This window comes from Paenibacillus tritici, from assembly GCF_013204885.1.
GTDB lineage: Bacteria > Bacillota > Bacilli > Paenibacillales > Paenibacillaceae > Paenibacillus_AQ > Paenibacillus_AQ tritici.
Map to the genome: position 1 here is coordinate 201,255 of NZ_JABMKX010000001.1, position 17,050 is coordinate 218,304.

Annotated in this window: 13 protein-coding genes and 1 pseudogene; 13 read left to right on the plus strand and 1 reads right to left on the minus strand. The window is 52.6% G+C overall.

The features are described 5' to 3' along the window. Positions 1 to 209: 209 nt before the first annotated feature. The 11 genes and pseudogenes from HQN87_RS00945 (at position 210) to HQN87_RS32200 (ending at position 14,439) form a co-directional block, all read left to right on the plus strand. Positions 210 to 1,223, plus strand: coding sequence for a substrate-binding domain-containing protein (locus HQN87_RS00945; RefSeq protein ID WP_173126361.1), 1,014 nt, complete (start codon positions 210 to 212; stop codon positions 1,221 to 1,223). A 24-nt stretch (positions 1,224 to 1,247) separates the two neighbouring features. Then, positions 1,248 to 3,107, plus strand: coding sequence for a cache domain-containing sensor histidine kinase (locus HQN87_RS00950; RefSeq protein WP_173126364.1), 1,860 nt, complete (start codon positions 1,248 to 1,250; stop codon positions 3,105 to 3,107). A 20-nt stretch (positions 3,108 to 3,127) separates the two neighbouring features. Next, entirely contained in the window at positions 3,128 to 4,363 is a 1,236-nt protein-coding gene (locus HQN87_RS00955; RefSeq protein WP_173126367.1) for a response regulator, read from the plus strand. 1,455 nt (positions 4,364 to 5,818) lie between these two features. Beyond that, entirely contained in the window at positions 5,819 to 6,910 is a 1,092-nt protein-coding gene (chvE, locus tag HQN87_RS00960) for a multiple monosaccharide ABC transporter substrate-binding protein (protein WP_173126370.1), read from the plus strand. A 96-nt stretch (positions 6,911 to 7,006) separates the two neighbouring features. Then, on the plus strand, positions 7,007 to 8,536 hold the full coding sequence (mmsA, locus tag HQN87_RS00965) for a multiple monosaccharide ABC transporter ATP-binding protein (protein WP_173126373.1): 1,530 nt from the start codon (positions 7,007 to 7,009) through the stop codon (positions 8,534 to 8,536). A 6-nt stretch (positions 8,537 to 8,542) separates the two neighbouring features. Then, positions 8,543 to 9,706: a multiple monosaccharide ABC transporter permease gene (gene mmsB / locus HQN87_RS00970; protein ID WP_173126376.1), complete on the plus strand. Its 1,164-nt coding sequence runs from the start codon at positions 8,543 to 8,545 to the stop codon at positions 9,704 to 9,706. A 165-nt stretch (positions 9,707 to 9,871) separates the two neighbouring features. Further along, entirely contained in the window at positions 9,872 to 10,540 is a 669-nt protein-coding gene (locus tag HQN87_RS00975; RefSeq protein ID WP_173126379.1) for a TraX family protein, read from the plus strand. Between the two features lie 93 nt (positions 10,541 to 10,633). Next, a complete protein-coding gene (locus HQN87_RS00980; protein ID WP_173126382.1) occupies positions 10,634 to 12,148 on the plus strand; it encodes a copper amine oxidase N-terminal domain-containing protein in 1,515 nt (504 codons plus the stop codon). A gap of 495 nt (positions 12,149 to 12,643) precedes the next feature. Then, the gene (locus tag HQN87_RS00985) at positions 12,644 to 13,003 is read left to right on the plus strand and encodes a BlaI/MecI/CopY family transcriptional regulator (RefSeq protein ID WP_173126385.1); all 360 of its coding nucleotides are present in this window, start codon (positions 12,644 to 12,646) and stop codon (positions 13,001 to 13,003) included. A gap of 26 nt (positions 13,004 to 13,029) precedes the next feature. Then, positions 13,030 to 13,857, plus strand: a pseudogene (locus HQN87_RS32195) (M56 family metallopeptidase); the annotation flags it as partial. A 66-nt stretch (positions 13,858 to 13,923) separates the two neighbouring features. Beyond that, positions 13,924 to 14,439, plus strand: a complete 516-nt coding sequence (locus HQN87_RS32200) for a DUF4825 domain-containing protein (RefSeq protein WP_301953143.1) — start codon at positions 13,924 to 13,926, stop codon at positions 14,437 to 14,439. An 11-nt stretch (positions 14,440 to 14,450) separates the two neighbouring features. On the opposite strand, the gene HQN87_RS00995 is transcribed toward HQN87_RS32200, so the two are convergent. Then, positions 14,451 to 14,804, minus strand: a complete 354-nt coding sequence (locus tag HQN87_RS00995; protein WP_173126387.1) for a DoxX family protein — start codon at positions 14,802 to 14,804, stop codon at positions 14,451 to 14,453. 139 nt (positions 14,805 to 14,943) lie between these two features. On the opposite strand from HQN87_RS00995, the gene HQN87_RS01000 reads away from it, so the two are divergent. Both HQN87_RS01000 and HQN87_RS01005 read left to right on the plus strand, forming a co-directional pair. After that, complete coding sequence (locus HQN87_RS01000) at positions 14,944 to 15,273, plus strand: winged helix-turn-helix transcriptional regulator (protein WP_173126390.1); 330 nt, start codon at positions 14,944 to 14,946, stop codon at positions 15,271 to 15,273. A 99-nt stretch (positions 15,274 to 15,372) separates the two neighbouring features. Continuing rightward, positions 15,373 to 16,584: a chromate transporter gene (locus tag HQN87_RS01005; protein WP_173126393.1), complete on the plus strand. Its 1,212-nt coding sequence runs from the start codon at positions 15,373 to 15,375 to the stop codon at positions 16,582 to 16,584. Positions 16,585 to 17,050: the final 466 nt, after the last annotated feature.

The following is a 17,050-nucleotide window of genomic DNA, read 5'->3' on the forward strand; positions in this document are numbered from 1 at the left end:
GTGTAGTCCTCATTTCAGTAATTTGGATGTTACCTGCCCAGTATAGAACAACTGGTACGACATAAAATGTCGCATCAGTTCACAATTTTGATTCATCTGCCCTGTAACGTAATTGACGGAAAGCCTGCCGAGCCATTAGACTAGACTGGACAAAGATGGAAGAAGCTGGAGGATGTCTTTATTTTTTGGTTTTGAAAGGGGTTACATACATGAAAAAGCTCTGGCTAGTCTACGTGCTGCTGATCGGGATCTTTGTAATCTATGTGCTGAATTACAAGCAGCAGGGGGAGTCGGCAGACCCGTGGGAGACCGCCGGACTGCGCGGGAATATTGAGGATAAATATGTGATGGTCACCTTCCAGATCGGCATTGACTATTGGAAAAGCGTGCTGAAGGGCTTCGAGGATGCGGCAGAAGAGCTTAATGTATCTGTCGAATACCACGGCTCGACCCAGCATAATGCAAGTGAACAGATGACCGTGCTGGAGCAGACCATTGCCAAGAAGCCTGCGGGGATTGCGATCTCGGCGGTGAATTCCAAGCTGCTCACAGCGACCATTAATAAGGCGGTGGAGAGCGGCATTCCGGTCGTGCTGTTTGATTCGGGAGCTCAGGGCAGCAAAGCGTATTCTTTTCTGGGAACGGATAATTACAAGGCCGGAACCCAGGCGGCGCACAAGATGGCCGAGCTGACCGGAAGCTCGGGCGAGGTTGCGATTATTACCACACCGGATCAGCATAATCATCAGGAACGGACGGACGGCTTCACAGATACCATCCGCAGCAAGTACCCGGAGATGAGCCTTGTGGCTGTCAAGGATGGCCGGGGCGATCAGGTGGCCTCTAGGGAAGCGGCGGAGCAATTGCTGGTGCGGTATCCGCAGCTTGCCGGGATTTTTGCCACGGAATCCAATGGCGGAATCGGAGTGGCGGAGGCGGTGGATGCAGCCCGGGGCAGCGGCCCGTCACCGAAGATTATCAGCTTCGATACGGATAAGGGCACGCTCGATCTGGTGAAGGAAGGCAAAATTGCCGCAACGATGGCCCAGGGGACCTGGAATATGGGCTACTGGTCCCTCACCGAGCTGTTCCATCTGCACCGCGATCTGGAGGCTGACCCTGACGCCTATGCCCATAACAAGCCACTGCCCGTCCCCGATTCTGTAGATACCGGCATAGATGTGGTCACCAGGCAGAACGTGGACAATTATTATGCCAAGTAGACTGCGGCAGAGGGGGAGCCTGTGATGCGCAAGTCCGGCGTAACTATGGAGAAGCTGAAGCTGAATAATATGCCGATCCGCTACAAGCTGATTATTCACTTTTTGCTGATCAGTATTCTGCCTTCCATTGGCCTTGGGCTGCTGATCGGCTGGACGGTGGACCGGATCGTGGAGGAGCAGAGCAACGAGAATACGATGCAGCTGATCCGCAAGGTGAACACGGCGATTGAGAGCGATGTGGAGAATCTGCAGAAGATTACCTACCTGATTTCGTTTGATCCGGGAGTGCAGAAGTTTCTCAAGGGGGAAGCGGCGGGAACCGCACAGATGGACCCGGCTGCGGGTAACGGGGAATCTGCCGAATACAACATCCGCAAATTTCTGCAGGGCTTCACCACACTCAGCTCCGAGATCGCGGGGATTATGCTGGTCAACCGTGAAGGCGATTTCATCAGCAATGAGATGTACACCCGTTCCGGGACCCGGTTGACGGAGGAGGCTTGGTACAAGCAGGCGGCAGCGAATAAGGGGATCTTCCAGATCGTCGGGCATCCCTACGGCCGTGCGGTCAGGTCCCATGTGGACTATAAGGAGAGTGAGGTGGTCTCCGCCGTGCGGGCCATTGTGAATCCTGAGACACAGGTCGTGCAGGGCGTGGTGCTGGTGGATCTGAAGCTGCGGGTGATCGCGGAGACGGCCAGAGATGTCACACTCGGGAAGACAGGTTACCTGACGGTGGTGGATAACAACGGAGAGATGATTTACGCGCCGCAGCACCCTTTGATGCAAAAGATTCCGGCAAACCTGTTCACCGAGTCCTCGGGGATCACCTCAGAGACGGTGGACGGCCGCCATTTGCAGCTGATCTACCGGACCTCGCCGTTTACCGGCTGGACCACGATGGGCGTCTTCCCGATGGATGAGTCGGCCTATGGTATCCGCGAGATTACGTTCAATGTCGTAACCTTTGTATTTGTGGTCTGCATGCTGGGCATGACGGCTTCGTTCTATCTGGCCTATTCGATATCCCGACCGATCGGTCAGCTGGCCTCCTTCATGAGCAAGGCGCAGTCCGGCGATCTGACGATCCGCTACTGGGGCAACCGGTCCGATGAGATCGGGCTGCTCGGCCGCAGCTTCAATACCATGCTGGCCCAGATCGGCCGGCTGTTGTCACTGACGGAGCTTCAGGCGCGGCAAAAGCGTGAAGCAGAGCTGCGCAGCCTGCAGGCGCATATCAAACCGCATTTTCTCTATAACACGCTGGATACCATCCACTGGATGGCCCGCAGCAAGGGGGCGGAGGATATTGCCGAGGTGGTGCAGTCCCTCTCCAGGCTGTTCCGTCTGGGCCTCAGCAAAGGGAGCGATATCATTCCGCTCTCCGATGAGCTGGAGCATATCGTCAGCTATCTGAAGATTCAGCATGTCCGGTACAGCAGCAAGCTCACCTATTCGATTGAAGTGGAGCCGAAATTGCAGGAGCTGTACGTGCTTAAGCTGCTCCTGCAGCCGATGGTGGAGAACGCAATCTATCACGGCATTAAGGAGCGCCGCGGCCCCGGGCACCTCTCGATTGAAGTGGTGGAACAAGGCAACGAGCTATACCTTACCGTACGCGATAACGGAGCGGGGATGGCTACTGACAGGCTGAGGGAGCTGAGGCGCCGTCTCGAAGCTGTTGGAGGGGAAGAGCCCGAGCCTTCCGAGCCCGAGATGCCTGTAACGGGTAGCGCAGGAAGCGGCTACGGCATACTGAATGTGCAGGCCAGAATCAGGTTGACCTATGGGGAACCATACGGGATCAGCATGGAGAGTGAGCCGGGGAAGGGGACCGTCGTCACGGTCAGGCATCCGGTCGTCCGTGACCCGGAGAAGAATTAGGAAGAGGAGGAATACCGGGCATGCCGGACAAATGGAAAGTAATGATTGCCGATGATGAGAGCATTATCCGTGAGGGTATCCGGCAATGCGTAGACTGGGACAGCCTGGGCATGAAGGTTACTGCGGAGGCAGAAGATGGAGAAGAGGCGCTGGAGCTGGCAACGGAGCAGGACATCCACATCGCGCTGGTGGATCTCAATATGCCGATTATGCATGGCATGGAGCTGATGAAGCGGCTGAGGGAGGAACTGCCCGGCTGCAAAATCATTGTGATCACCGGACATGATGAATTCTCCTATGCCCAGGAGTCGATCCGGCTGCAGGTGAATGATTACATCCTTAAGCCGGCGGAGCCGAAGCAATTAATGCAGGTGCTGCGGGGCGTCCGCGACGAGCTGGAGTCGGAGCAGCAGCAGAGCCAGCATCTGGAGCAGGCCTCCCGGCAGCTGCTGAAGAACTTCCCGCTGCTGCGTGAGCGCTTCTGCCAGGAATGGTTGGACGGCAATCTGAGCCAGGCGGAGATCAGGGAACAGCTCCAATTCCTCAAGCTTCCGCCGCAGCGGCCGGAGCTGATCGGCATCATCCGCTGGAGATGGGAAGGGCAGCATCCGGCGATGAAGGAGAAGGAGCGGCAGCTTTTCCTGTTCGCCATCGAGAACATCGCCGCTGAGCTGCTGGAGCCGTATTCCAGAGTGATCTTCCGGGATGCTGCCGGACTGATCGTCATTCTGCTGTGGGATGCTGCTGGCGAACGTGTCCTGGCCGGTGTGGAGGCTGCTGTGCGCAGCAATCTCAAAATCGCAGTGGAAGTCGGCGCCACGCCGATCCAGGGAGAGATTACAGACTTGACCGCCGCCTACCGGAGCTGCCGGATGGCGCTGGCCAAGGAGCAGCCGCTGTCCCCGCTCGTCCGCCGGGCTAAGCAGTATATCCAGGAGCATTACAGCGAATATGGCCTTACGCTGGAAGCGATGGCAGGCATCCTTCAGGCATCGCCGGTCTATCTGAGCCGCCTGTTTAAGCAGGAGCTGGGCGAGTCCTTCGGCGCTTATCTGACGCAGATCCGTATCCGCCGGGCAGCCGGGCTGCTGCATTCCACGGAGCTGAGTATTAATGAGGTAGCGGAGCAGTCCGGGTATGAGACCCAGCACTATTTCAGCACCGCCTTCAAGAAGCATACGGGGGTATCGCCGATGCAATTCCGTAAGGGTGTGCAGCCTGGTGACGGTGGTAACCGGAAGCAAGATAATCAGTAGGAAGGATAACTAATACCTACCATAATTTTGTGAACCGCCTGTGGTCAATGGACTGCGGGCGGTTTTTGATGTAGGAAATTATAAATCCACCTGATGTGGATAATGGGGGGCATAGCGTGGGGAGCAGCGCTCTTTGAATGATTCGGAGACCGAATGAGAAACTTTCAAGGCACAACTCCAGCATGAAAATGAGCAGCGCGCCTAAAAACAGAACGTCGTCTGTTCATCTATTTAACAAATTTCAACGGAAAACCGAACACAATTAGACCGGGGGGGTAGCGTAAGCCGAATGTAATCGGAAAACCGAACACAATTGGATTGGGAGCGCCGTGTAGGCCGAATGTAATCGGAAAACCGAACACAATTGGACTGGACGTACCACGTAAGCCGAATGTAATCGAAAAACCGAACACAATTGGACTGGACGCGCCACGTAGGCCGAATGTAATCGGAAAACCGAACACAATTGGACTGGACGTGCCACGTAGGCCGAATGTAATCGAAAAACCGAACACAATTGGACTGGACGTGCCACGTAAGCCGAATGTAATCGGAAAACCGAACATAATTGGACTGGACGTACCACGTAGGCCGAATGTAATCGGAAAACCGAACATAATTGGATTGGGAGCGCCGCGTAGGCCGAATGTAATCGGAAAACCGAACACAGTTGGACTGTGAGCACCGCGTAGGCCAAATGTAATCGAAAAACCGAACACAATTAGACCGGGTGGGTAGCGTAAGCCGAATGTAATCGGAAAACCGAACACAATTGGACTGGACGTGTCACGTAGGCCAAATGTAATCGAAAAACCGAACACAATTGGATTGGACGTGCCGCGTAGGCCGTTCTTTATCGCAGGTTGTGCCAGTATTTTCACAGAAAACCGAATACAATGTGCGGGTGCGAAGGTTCGTAGACCGGATGTCCCGGAAATGGGCAAATGGGTAAGAGCGAGGTAGCCATATGAGCTGTCTGGACCACAGAGGTTCTTACATCATCCACCCGCAGGGTGATTATGTACAGTGCCTGCTTAGTGTGAAGGGACCGCGTACCAAACAGGTTTAATTTATCTTTACAAAAAGCACTACAGAACTAAACAAAAAGCAAAAGAAGCGGAGGGGAAATTTGGAACTGTAGGAGCGATAGTGACCGCCCGAAAGCTTTCCGAAGGAAAGCTACCTCGTAAGGATAAGCTGTCACCGGATTTCACCCGCTTACGGCGGTTCAAAATCAAGAAATCTGGGGACAACAGCGGCCGGAAGTCCAAATGTTCACCGCAGTGACGATGTAGCTTCAAGTTAAAAGAGCATGAACTTTTATGACAAAAGTTGGATTTTCACAAAAACAGTAGCCTCAGTGTAAATACGCCGTATGCCCTTCGTTGCTATACTCGATTTGTCACACGGGAAGCCCGTGGAAGACAACAGAATAGTTCAGGGGGTAGTGCAGGAATGAAAAGGTATTTATTGATCACGTTGCTTCTAACAATGGTAATTGTCTTGTCTGCGTGTGGAAACAGCGGCAACTCTTCCGGCGGCAGCGGGGATTCAGCCAAGGGTAAGGTAGGCATTGCAATGCCGACGAAATCTTCGGAACGCTGGGTGAATGACGGCAACAATATGGTGAAGGAGTTCGAGAAGCTGGGCTACGGCACGGATCTGCAATACGCTGAGGATGTGGTGGAGAATCAGGTCTCGCAGATTGAGAACATGATCACCAAAGGCGTGAACGCGATTGTAATCGCTTCAATTGACGGCGAGGCGCTGACGGATGTGCTGCAGAAGGCCCATGATGCCAACGTTAAGGTTATTGCCTATGACCGTCTGATCAAAAAAAGTGAATTCGTAGACTATTACGCAACCTTCGATAACTTCAAGGTGGGCGTGCTGCAAGGCTCCTACATTGAGGAGAAGCTAGGCTTGAAGGACGGCAAGGGGCCGTTCAACATCGAACTGTTCGGCGGATCGCCGGATGACAACAACGCCTACTTTTTCTTCGATGGCGCGATGTCGATCCTCAAGCCTTACATCGAATCCGGCAAGCTGGTTGTCCGCAGCAAGCAGGTTACGATGGATCAGGTGGCTACCCTGCGCTGGGACGGCGCTGCCGCCCAGTCACGGATGGATAATCTGCTGAGTGCGAACTATGCCAGCGATAATCTGGACGCCGTATTGTCTCCATACGATGGCATCAGCATCGGTATCCTGTCTTCACTCAAAGGCGTGGGCTACGGCTCGGGAGACAAGAAGCTTCCGGTAGTTACGGGACAGGACGCCGAGCTGGCTTCCGTGAAGTCGATTCTGGCCGGAGAGCAGACCCAGACCGTATTCAAGGATACGCGTGAGCTGGCCAAGAAAGCGGTCGAGATGACCGAAAGCGTGCTGAAGGGCACAGAAGCCGAAGTCAACGACACCACAACCTATGACAATGGCGTCAAAATCGTCCCGTCCTACCTGCTGGAGCCCGTGTCTGTGGATGCAGGCAACGTGGATAAGGTGCTGGTAGACGGCGGTTACTATACCAAGGATCAACTGGGACAATAGCCGTCAGACAGCGATTTAGCGGCTCTCCGGCGGCTGTGATTCAGATCCGCCGCCGGAGAACCGCTGCACAGTCACAAGGAAAGCTGGGTGAGACACTTGAGTGAAACGATTTTGGAGATGAAAGGCATTACGAAGACATTCCCCGGCGTCAAGGCGCTCGCAAATGTCAATCTGCAGGTGAAGGCAGGCGAGATCCACGCCCTCTGCGGGGAGAACGGGGCAGGCAAGTCCACGCTGATGAAGGTGCTAAGCGGAGTCTATCCGCATGGAACCTATGAAGGGGATATTTACTACCAGGGGCAGGTATGCCAGTTCAAGGATATCAAGGACAGCGAAGGCTTGGGGATCGTCATTATCCATCAGGAGCTGGCGCTGATTCCGTATCTGTCGATTTCGGAGAACATCTTCCTCGGCAATGAGCAGGCCAGGCGCGGGGTGATCAACTGGAACGAAACGACGGTGAAGACCAAGGAGCTGCTTGCCACCGTCGGCCTCAAGGAATCGCCGTTTACGGGAGTATCTACGATAGGTGTCGGCAAGCAGCAGCTCGTTGAGATTGCCAAGGCGCTCTCCAAGGAAGTGAAGCTGCTCATTCTCGATGAACCTACAGCGGCGCTGAATGAGGATGATAGCGAGAACCTGCTGATGCTCATTCTGGAGCTGAAGAAGCAGGGGATCTCCTCGATTATCATTTCCCACAAATTGAACGAAATCGAGAAGATAGCGGACTCGGTCACGATTCTGCGGGATGGACAGACGATCAAGACCCTGGATATGAAGCAGGATGAGGTCACTGAGGATGTCATTATTAAGGGCATGGTCGGACGCGATCTGACGAACCGTTATCCCGAGCGCACGCCGGAGCTGGGCGAGACCATCTTCGAGATCCGGAATTGGGACGTCTACCATCCTACGCAAGCAGACCGCAAAATGCTGGATCAGATTAATCTGCACATCCGGCGCGGCGAGGTGGTCGGCATTGCCGGACTGATGGGCGCGGGGCGCACGGAGCTGGCGATGAGCGTGTTCGGGAAGTCCTACGGCAAGCGGATCAGCGGCCAGACACTGATGCACGGCAAGGAAGTCCGCCTGAATAACATCAGCCAGGCGATTGAGAGCGGGCTGGCCTACGTTACCGAGGACCGCAAGCATTACGGCCTCATTCTGATCGACGACATTAAGCGGAATATCTCGCTCAGCAGCCTGAAGAAGCTGTCCCGCCGCGGAGTGATTAATGAGAACGAGGAAGTGCTGGTCGCAGAGGAATACCGCAAGAAGCTGAACATCAAGACCCCCAGCATCCTGCAAAAAACCGTGAATCTCAGCGGCGGCAACCAGCAGAAGGTGGTACTCAGCAAATGGATCTATGCCCAGCCGGATATTCTGATTCTGGATGAGCCAACACGAGGAATTGATGTCGGGGCCAAATATGAAATCTACTCGATCATTAACAGTCTTGCGGCAGAGGGGAAGGGCGTGCTGGTCATTTCCTCCGAGCTGCCGGAGATTCTCGGGATGTGCGACCGGATCTATACCATGTGCGAAGGGCGGATCAGCGGGGAAGTCGAGCGGAAGAACGCATCGCAGGAGCTGTTGATGAAATTAATGACACGAAGCAGGGGGTAACACCGCATGGGAGCCATTAGTGAATTATTCAAAAAAAACATCCGCCAATACGGCATGATCATTGCCTTGATCTTTATTTCAATCTTCTTTCAAATCCTGACGGACGGCATTCTGCTGAAGCCGCTGAACGTCACCAATCTGATTCTGCAGAACAGCTACATTCTGGTGCTGGCGATCGGGATGGTGCTGGTCATCATCACGGGTCATATTGACCTGTCCGTCGGCTCGGTAGCCGCCTTCATCGGCGCTCTTTCGGCCATTATGATGGTCGATATGGAGCTGAATCCGGTGCTGGCTGTGGTTCTGTCGCTGCTGATGGGAGCGCTGGTCGGGGCCTGGCAGGGCTTCTGGGTTGCTTATGTCAAAATCCCGGCGTTTATCGTGACCCTGGCGGGGATGCTGCTGTTCCGCGGGTTAACCATGATTGTGCTGAACGGACAGTCGATTGCGCCTTTCCCCAAGAGCTTTCAGAAGATCAGCTCCGGGTTCATTCCTGACGTTACCGGAGGGGGTTCGCTGAATGTGCTGACCCTGATCATCGGTGTGATCCTGTCGGTGCTGGTGATCTATCAGGAATTCCGCAACCGCCGGATCTCGGTCAAATACGGGTTTGAACAATCCCCGGTCTGGATGTCCGTAGCCAAGGCGGCCGCGCTGGTCATCGTGATCAACCTGTTCACGTATGTCCTGGCCCAATATAACGGGATTCCCAACATTCTTGTGATTCTGATGGTGCTGATCGTGATCTACTCCTTCGTGATGAACCACATGACGATGGGGCGGCATATCTACGCTCTGGGCGGCAACGAGAAGGCGGCAAGCCTCTCCGGTGTCAAAACCAAACGGGTGACCTTCTGGGTATTCGTCAACATGGGTGTACTGGCGGCTTTGTCCGGTCTGGTGTTCGCGGCCCGGCTGAACTCGGCTACCCCCAAAGCCGGGACCAACTTTGAGCTGGATGCTATCGCCGCCTGCTTCATCGGCGGAGCCTCGGCTTCCGGGGGAATCGGAACCGTGGTCGGCGCCATTATCGGCGGTCTGGTCATGGGGGTCATGAACAACGGCATGTCACTCGTCGGCCTTGGCGTGGATTGGCAGCAGGGCATCAAGGGGCTGGTGCTGCTGCTTGCTGTGGGCTTTGATATCTATAACAAGTCGAAGACGGCGTAATAGGCGTGATATAGGATAGAAAGCCGGGCCGGAACTGCTCCAGAGGGAGCGGCTCCGGCTTGCCTGTCGTACAAGTCTTCCCGCGCAGCTTGCAGCATCCGGCTCTGGCATGGATAATAGCACCTAAGGTGCTTTATATTTCATGACTGTAACAGGAGGCTACAGATGCAGATTATTGCCATGTTGACCATGCTGATTGATCATATCGGCTATATTTTTTTCCCGGGTGAGCTGGCCTGGAGGTATGTGGGGAGAATTGCCTTTCCGATTTATTGCTACGCGCTGGTGCAAGGACATCTACATACCTCATCGAGACCCCGCTATCTCCGCAGGCTGCTGGTCATTGCCCTGCTGGCCCAGATTCCGTATAATCTGGCGCTTGATCCGGGGGGCTGGAATGTAGTATTCACCCTGCTGATCTCAGCGGCCTTGCTGGCCCTGCTCGATAAGCTGCCGAAGCTGTGGTTCGGCATTCCGGTTGTGATACTGGCTGTGCTGCTGGCGGATGCGCTGCCGCTGGATTACAATGCCTACGGGCTGCTGCTGGTGCTGATTTTCCGCTATACCCGCTCCTACTGGCTGGTGCTGGCGCATTTGGCGCTGAATGTATTCTATCTCTTCTATTATAATTGGCTGGTGCAGATGGCGAGTATCCTCCCGACGATCCTGATTGCGCTCATTCCGGGCTTCTGGGTCCTGCTGGAGAAGAAACGTCTGCCGCGCTGGGTCTGGTGGAGCTTTTATCCGGCACATTTAGCATTACTTGCCCTGGTAAAGTTTCTCTTATTCAAGGAATGGGTATTTATAGAGTGGCGGAGTTTATTTACCGTCTGAATTGTTAATCATTTCAAGGCGCCGTATTTACAAATCCACGTTCCTTTGAGATGATGGAGACGTTGCCAAATTATGAGCTAGAGGAGACATGCTATGAAGAAAATGAAAGCAAGAACCAAGTGGCTGGTGCCGATTCTCGCCCTGCTGCTGATCCTGTCCGGCTGCCAGACGGTTGGCGGCTTCGATGTCAATAAGGCATTGCTCGGGGATCTGGATGTCAAATCCTCTGAATCAAGCACTACGATGACGCTAAGCGCTGTTCCTGCTGTAAGCATCCGTGCAGAAGACCGGGAAATCGTTGATCTTATTAACTCTTTATCCCTTTCGTTCGGACATGTGAAGCTTCAGGATAACGGCAACGTCTCGGCAACAGGTGTTGTAGGTTATAAGGAAATGAAGATTCCGTTCTCCTTCTTCATGGATAAGACGAATATGGTCTTTACCGCAGAAGGCGCGAAGCAGCCGTTCTACTTCCCGATTCAGGGATACGAGGATTCACTCGGCATTGAAGGCATGGATCAGGCCAAGACACTGGAGCTATCCAAGCTGATCTCCCAGTTCGTGGTCAAGAATCTTCCGAATCCAGGTGCTATCACCGTAGCCTCCGTAACAGAATCCGTATATGGTCAGCCAACCAGCTTGACGAAGCTACATACGGAAATTACAGGGGAAGAGCTTCCGGTATTGTTGAAGAGCTTCCTGAGATCTGTCTCCAAAGACACCGAAGGCTTCACAGCATTGATCAGCGGTCTTTATGATTATTTGTATCCGCTGCTGAAGGCTTCTGGTGAAGAGATGAACAATTTCGATTTCGGTCTGGGCGAAATTCCGCTCGATGACAAAGAAGGCGTAGTCACTGTAGCGCATGACGCTGCCAAGCTGGGCATTGACGCCCTTCTGCTGGTCTATGACAAGCAGCTTGAGAAGCTCTATGAGGAAGCTCCTGAGCTTAAGACTGTGCTCGGCAAGGATACGAAGCTGACCGTGGACATGTTCGTGGACAGCGGCTTCCATGTCCGCAAACAGAACATCGACCTTAAGGTTGCTCTTCCGGCCAGCGAGGACCTGCCGCTGCAGAGTATCAATGTGAAGCTGGTATCCGAGACCTGGAATGTGAACGGTCCGGTAACGGCTGATCCGATCAGCACCGACGGAGCGATTGACTTCTCCAAGTCACAGCTGACTCCGGGCGAGACCCTGAGAAGCTTCGAGCCATCTTCATCCGTGTATAAGCTGCTCAAAGAGGACATGGGAATCACCTCCAAGAGCCTGATGATCTCACCGGATGATGATTACTATTATCCGATCGTGGATAACGGTACAACTTATGTGCCACTGCGTTATATCGCAGAGGATATGGATGCCACTGTAGAGTGGGATGCTCCTAACCGGGCGATCAAGGTGACTGACGATGTATACGGCGACCAGCTCGTATTCAAAATCGGTTCCGCCCAGGCACAGATTGCCGGCAAGACCGTTAAGCTTCCACAAGCAGTATTTGTGGATGAATACGGAGATGCTTATGTACCGCTGCGTGTACTCGCACAAGGTCTTCATGCCACGGTTGAAGTGGATGATGACGGGTATATCTGGATCGACCGTCCATAAGATGTAAGGTTTAAGCCGGGACCCCTGAGCAATCAGGAGGTCCCGGCTTTTTGTGCTTGTAATGGTATAGGAAATTATAATATCCGTCTGATGTGGATAAGGGGGGATGGCGTAGGGAGAAGTGTTCTTTGAAGGATCTGGAGCTGGTGCCACGGAAATGGGCAGGAGGGGAAGGGGGGAAGTAGTTGGATTTTCTCCACTTGCTGAAGCACGGATGGCTCCTGGCGGGACAGCAGTTGTATAAACAGCACTTAATGAATCACCATTCAACCCAAAGGGGGACAACTAACAGTATTAGATGCTCTTTTTCCACTTGCTTGCCGATTATCCGATGAAAACGATAAATTAAGATACATTATTCCACCTGCTTGTCACTGAGGAGGCATCATTGATGCCCAAGTATTACCACTAAACCCAGCCTTGACAACTTAGGTTTACTGCAATAGACTTAACATCATAAGGTCTACTACAATAAACTTATAAGGAGTGATCAGGATGGAGCCCTACAAATTATTCGATGCTGAGTATAAATTCGCATGTCTGATCTGGGATCATGAGCCGATTAATTCTACAGAGCTGGTGAAGTTAAGTCTATCCAAGCTTGGCTGGAAGAAGTCCACTACATATACCGTACTAAGAAAGCTGTGCGAGCGTGGAATTCTCAGGAATGAGGAAGCGATCGTGACTGCCATCATCCCCAAGTCAGAGGCGCAGCGATATGAGAGTCAGACGGTTGTAGATAAAGCCTTTGACGGGTCTTTACCGCAGTTTTTGACCGCTTTCCTTGGGGACAAGAAATTATCTGCGAAGGAGGCGGCTGAGCTGAAAAAGATTATTGAGGAGGCCTCCCAATGACGAACCTGTGGGTCAACCTTCTGAACATGAGTATTACAGCCAGTTATGTGGCCGCCGCTGTAATGCTGGCAAGAGTCCTTCTGCGGCGTGTCCCTAAGGTGTTCTCCTATATTATGTGGTCGGCTGTAATGATCAGGCTGGTCATTCCTGTCAGCTTCACTTCAAGCTTCAGTATTCTGCGGCTTATACGGCCTGCGAGCCAATCGGGCATGGGGGTTATGGAATTTGTTCCGCATAATATCGGGCTGTAGCCGCAGCCTGCTGTGGACACTGGACTAGATAGTGCTGGAAGCTTAATCAATAATCTTCTTCCGGCTGCAGCTCCGGCAGCAAGTACAAATTCAATGCAGGTGATCTTGTGGTCGGGAAGTATGATCTGGCTGACAGGCGTTATAGCACTGCTAATGTATAGTGTTATCTCCTACATGAGAATATTGCGGAGAGTCCGTACGGCAACACTTGTGAAGGATCATATTTTTGAAACCGATCAGATCACTACACCTTTCGTATGCGGATTCGTGAAGCCACGGATATACATTCCGGCCGGAATAAGTGAACAGGAGTTGTCCTATATCCTGCTGCACGAGCAGACCCATATTCGCAGGCGGGATTATCTGATTAAGCCTTTAATGTACCTGCTGGTGATTCTCCATTGGTTCAATCCGCTGATGTGGCTGTCGTATGCACTCATGAGTAAAGATATGGAGATGTCCTGCGATGAAGCGGTTATCAAGAAGCTGGGTTCACAGATTAAAGGCAGCTATTCGGGTTCCCTGCTTGGCTTTTCAGTCCGCAGAAGCGGTCTCGTAACCGGCAGTCCGCTTGCTTTTGGAGAGAGCAGTGTGAAGGCCAGAATCAAGCATATTCTTGCGTACCGCCAGCCCACTTCCAGGAGAGTTGCCGTCTCAACGATTGCGATTATGATCTTGATAATAGGATGTATAGCTAACCCTAAGCCTGTGCAGACCGCTTCGCAGCCGCTATATTCGGGATATGCCGTAGACCGGCTTCTGGAGAACAGAACCATGTATGTGGGGGATAATAGTAAGGTGGTAGCTCTCATCAACGACTTGCCGTTACCGGCAGGGGTAGAAGGTGCAGGCATCGAACTGAAAACAGGCTCTCAGCCATATGAATTAACGATCCATTACTCCATGAAGGACGCTGCCGTAATGATGAAGGATGGAGCATTAAGCGGTGAGCTTTTATACTGGAATTCAATTCTGCTCTTCAGCCTGATTGATAACGTCGGCATTATTAATAATGTGGTGGCTGATAACACAGGAGAATATGATGGCGTAACCGCTACTTATACCTTTACAAGACAACAGGTCGATCAGCAGCTCGGAGAGGATGTCCGGCCATATTCCAAGAATGAACCAGGCCTGCGACAGCTGATCGACCGGTTAAAGAGCCTGTCAGTCCTTGATTTATGAACAATGATGCTTTACCACCGGCCCACCGCCACAACCACAGCCAATACGATGAAGACGAGGTTCACAGCGATCTCCCGGTACTCCTTACGCTGAATGTGGAACACAGCTCCGCTAGCCACAACCAACGCAAGCGCGGCTGCGGCAACCGGTGTCAGCACTGGCATGATATCGAGCGCATAGGGAAGGATGATTCCCGTTGCGCCGAGCAGCTCGGCTACTCCAATCAAGGTGACTAATGCCCGGGGGACATCGGTTACCCAGCCCCAGGAGCGTTTCGCCTGCTCATATTGAACGGCTTTTAGCCAACCGGAATAGATGAAACCAAGTGCTGCAATACCCTGAACAATCCATAATGCAATATTCATGAATGACTCCTCCTGATTACGTTTTTCCTGCCCGGTACTGGTATAATAGCCGCAGAGATAGTTCTTAAGGAAGTAGGCACTTTTAATAAACCTGGTCTATTAAAAGTAACCATAGACCGTTAAAGGAGCGGGGGGAGTTATGGAAAAGTATTGTAAGTTCGAATCGGCGCTGGATATTCTAATCGGGAAATGGAAACCTGTCATTCTGCTGCAGCTTATTACAAACGGCACCATGAGATTCGGCGAGCTTCAGAAGTCCATCCCGGAGATTAATAAAAAGATGCTCACCCAACAATTAAGAGAGCTGGAATATAACGATATTGTACACCGCGAGGTGTATCACCAGATTCCGCCGAAGGTCGAATACTCGATCTCGGAATACGGCAGAGGGTTAAGCAGCGTCCTGCAGGTATTGAATGATTGGGGAGTCTCGCATATTGAGCATATGAAGGGCCGGAATGAAGCATAGATTATTTTACCTTACGCTGCACTGCGTTTAATCAAATTCTTGATCAGGAATGATAGACTGGGAGGAGGTTTACAGTTCAACAGCAAGGGAGCCATAGAGATGGAAGCGGATGAGCAGGTTGTATCGGTGGAGCAGAAGGGGAAGGCTGGCGCCCTATTAGAAGTGCTGGTTGTATCTGCGAAATTAGGTCTTACTTCCTTCGGCGGACCTATAGCCCATCTGGGTTACTTTCATAATGAGTACATCCGGCGCCGAAAATGGATAGATGAGCGGAGTTATGCTGATCTGGTGGCGCTCTGCCAGTTTCTCCCGGGTCCGGCGAGCAGTCAGGTGGGGATTGGCATCGGTGTGATGAGAGCGGGGGTGCTGGGCGGTGTCGTGGCTTGGCTGGGTTTCACTTTGCCATCTGTCCTTGCGCTGGTTGCCTTTGCCTTGGTGCTGCAAGGTTATGATATCGCCAGTGCAGGCTGGATACATGGTCTGAAGATCGTAGCTGTAGCGATTGTCGCCCAGGCTGTTCTGGGAATGGGACACAAACTGACGCCTGACCGGGAAAGAGTGACCATTGCCGTTATTACAGCAGTGATTACATTATCCTGGCAAACCGCCTATAGTCAGATCCTCATGATTGCGGCTGCGGGCTTAGCCGGGATATGGCTGTATCGTCACCACACAGCGGAAGGTCTGACGACTCTTCATATACCCATCCGCCGGTCCTTTGCTATGGGGTGTTTAGCTTTGTTTGTGGGATTACTCGTAGCTCTCCCGCTCCTCAGAGGCTCGGCTGAGACTGGAGGGTTAGCGATCGTTGACAGCTTTTATCGTTCCGGTGCTCTGGTATTCGGCGGCGGACATGTCGTCCTTCCGCTTCTGGAACAAGAGGTAGTCCCCACAGGCTGGGTAAGCCAAGCGGACTTCCTGGCAGGATACGGGGCCACACAGGCCGTTCCGGGCCCGTTGTTCACCTTTGCAGGTTATCTTGGGGCTATGACGGGTGGTATCTCCGGGGCAATTATTGCCACGTTGGCCATTTTCCTGCCAGCCTTTCTGCTGGTTATCGGTGCCTTGCCTTTTTGGAACAGCTTAAGAAGGAGCCCGAAGATTCAAGGAGCCTTGGTTGGCATCAATGCCGCAGTTGTTGGAATTCTGCTTGCTGCCTTGTATGACCCCCTGTGGACGACAGCGATCTTGGAGCCTATGGATTTCGCCTTGGCCGTCATCCTATTTGTGATGCTGGTCTTCTGGAAGCTGCCGCCTTGGATGGTGGTTATAGCGGGTGCAGCGGGCGGAATGGTGCTGGGAGTCCTGTAGATTTCGCTGTAAAAATAGATACGAAACAGCCGCGCGGATAAGCATCCGTGCGGCTGTTTCGTATAGCTATTTTTTTCAAGACCTAATTCAACATAATAACAGAACGCAAAGAACCAATCCTATGGCAGTGATCTGTTTGAAGTCAACAACCGGTATTTATTGCAGCATTCTATACGGCCCCCTTTACTTTACCATTTGAATAGGGAGAAGGAGCAATATCCTTTCGATTATGCACTGGTTGAGTATGTGGCTGGATCAGACGCCGAAGGTTATTTCGAGCATCCCGACTCCAAGGTGAAGGATAATGTCTTTGAGCAACTGGGGGAGATGACTCGCAAGAGGGATTACCGATCGTCATACTCGGTGTGCACTGCATTTTATAGGAGCTTGAGTCCCGAGACAAGCCTCTCTCTCTAATCCGGATGGGAGGCTTTGTTTTAATAATGTGGGGTTATCTGTAGTGGGT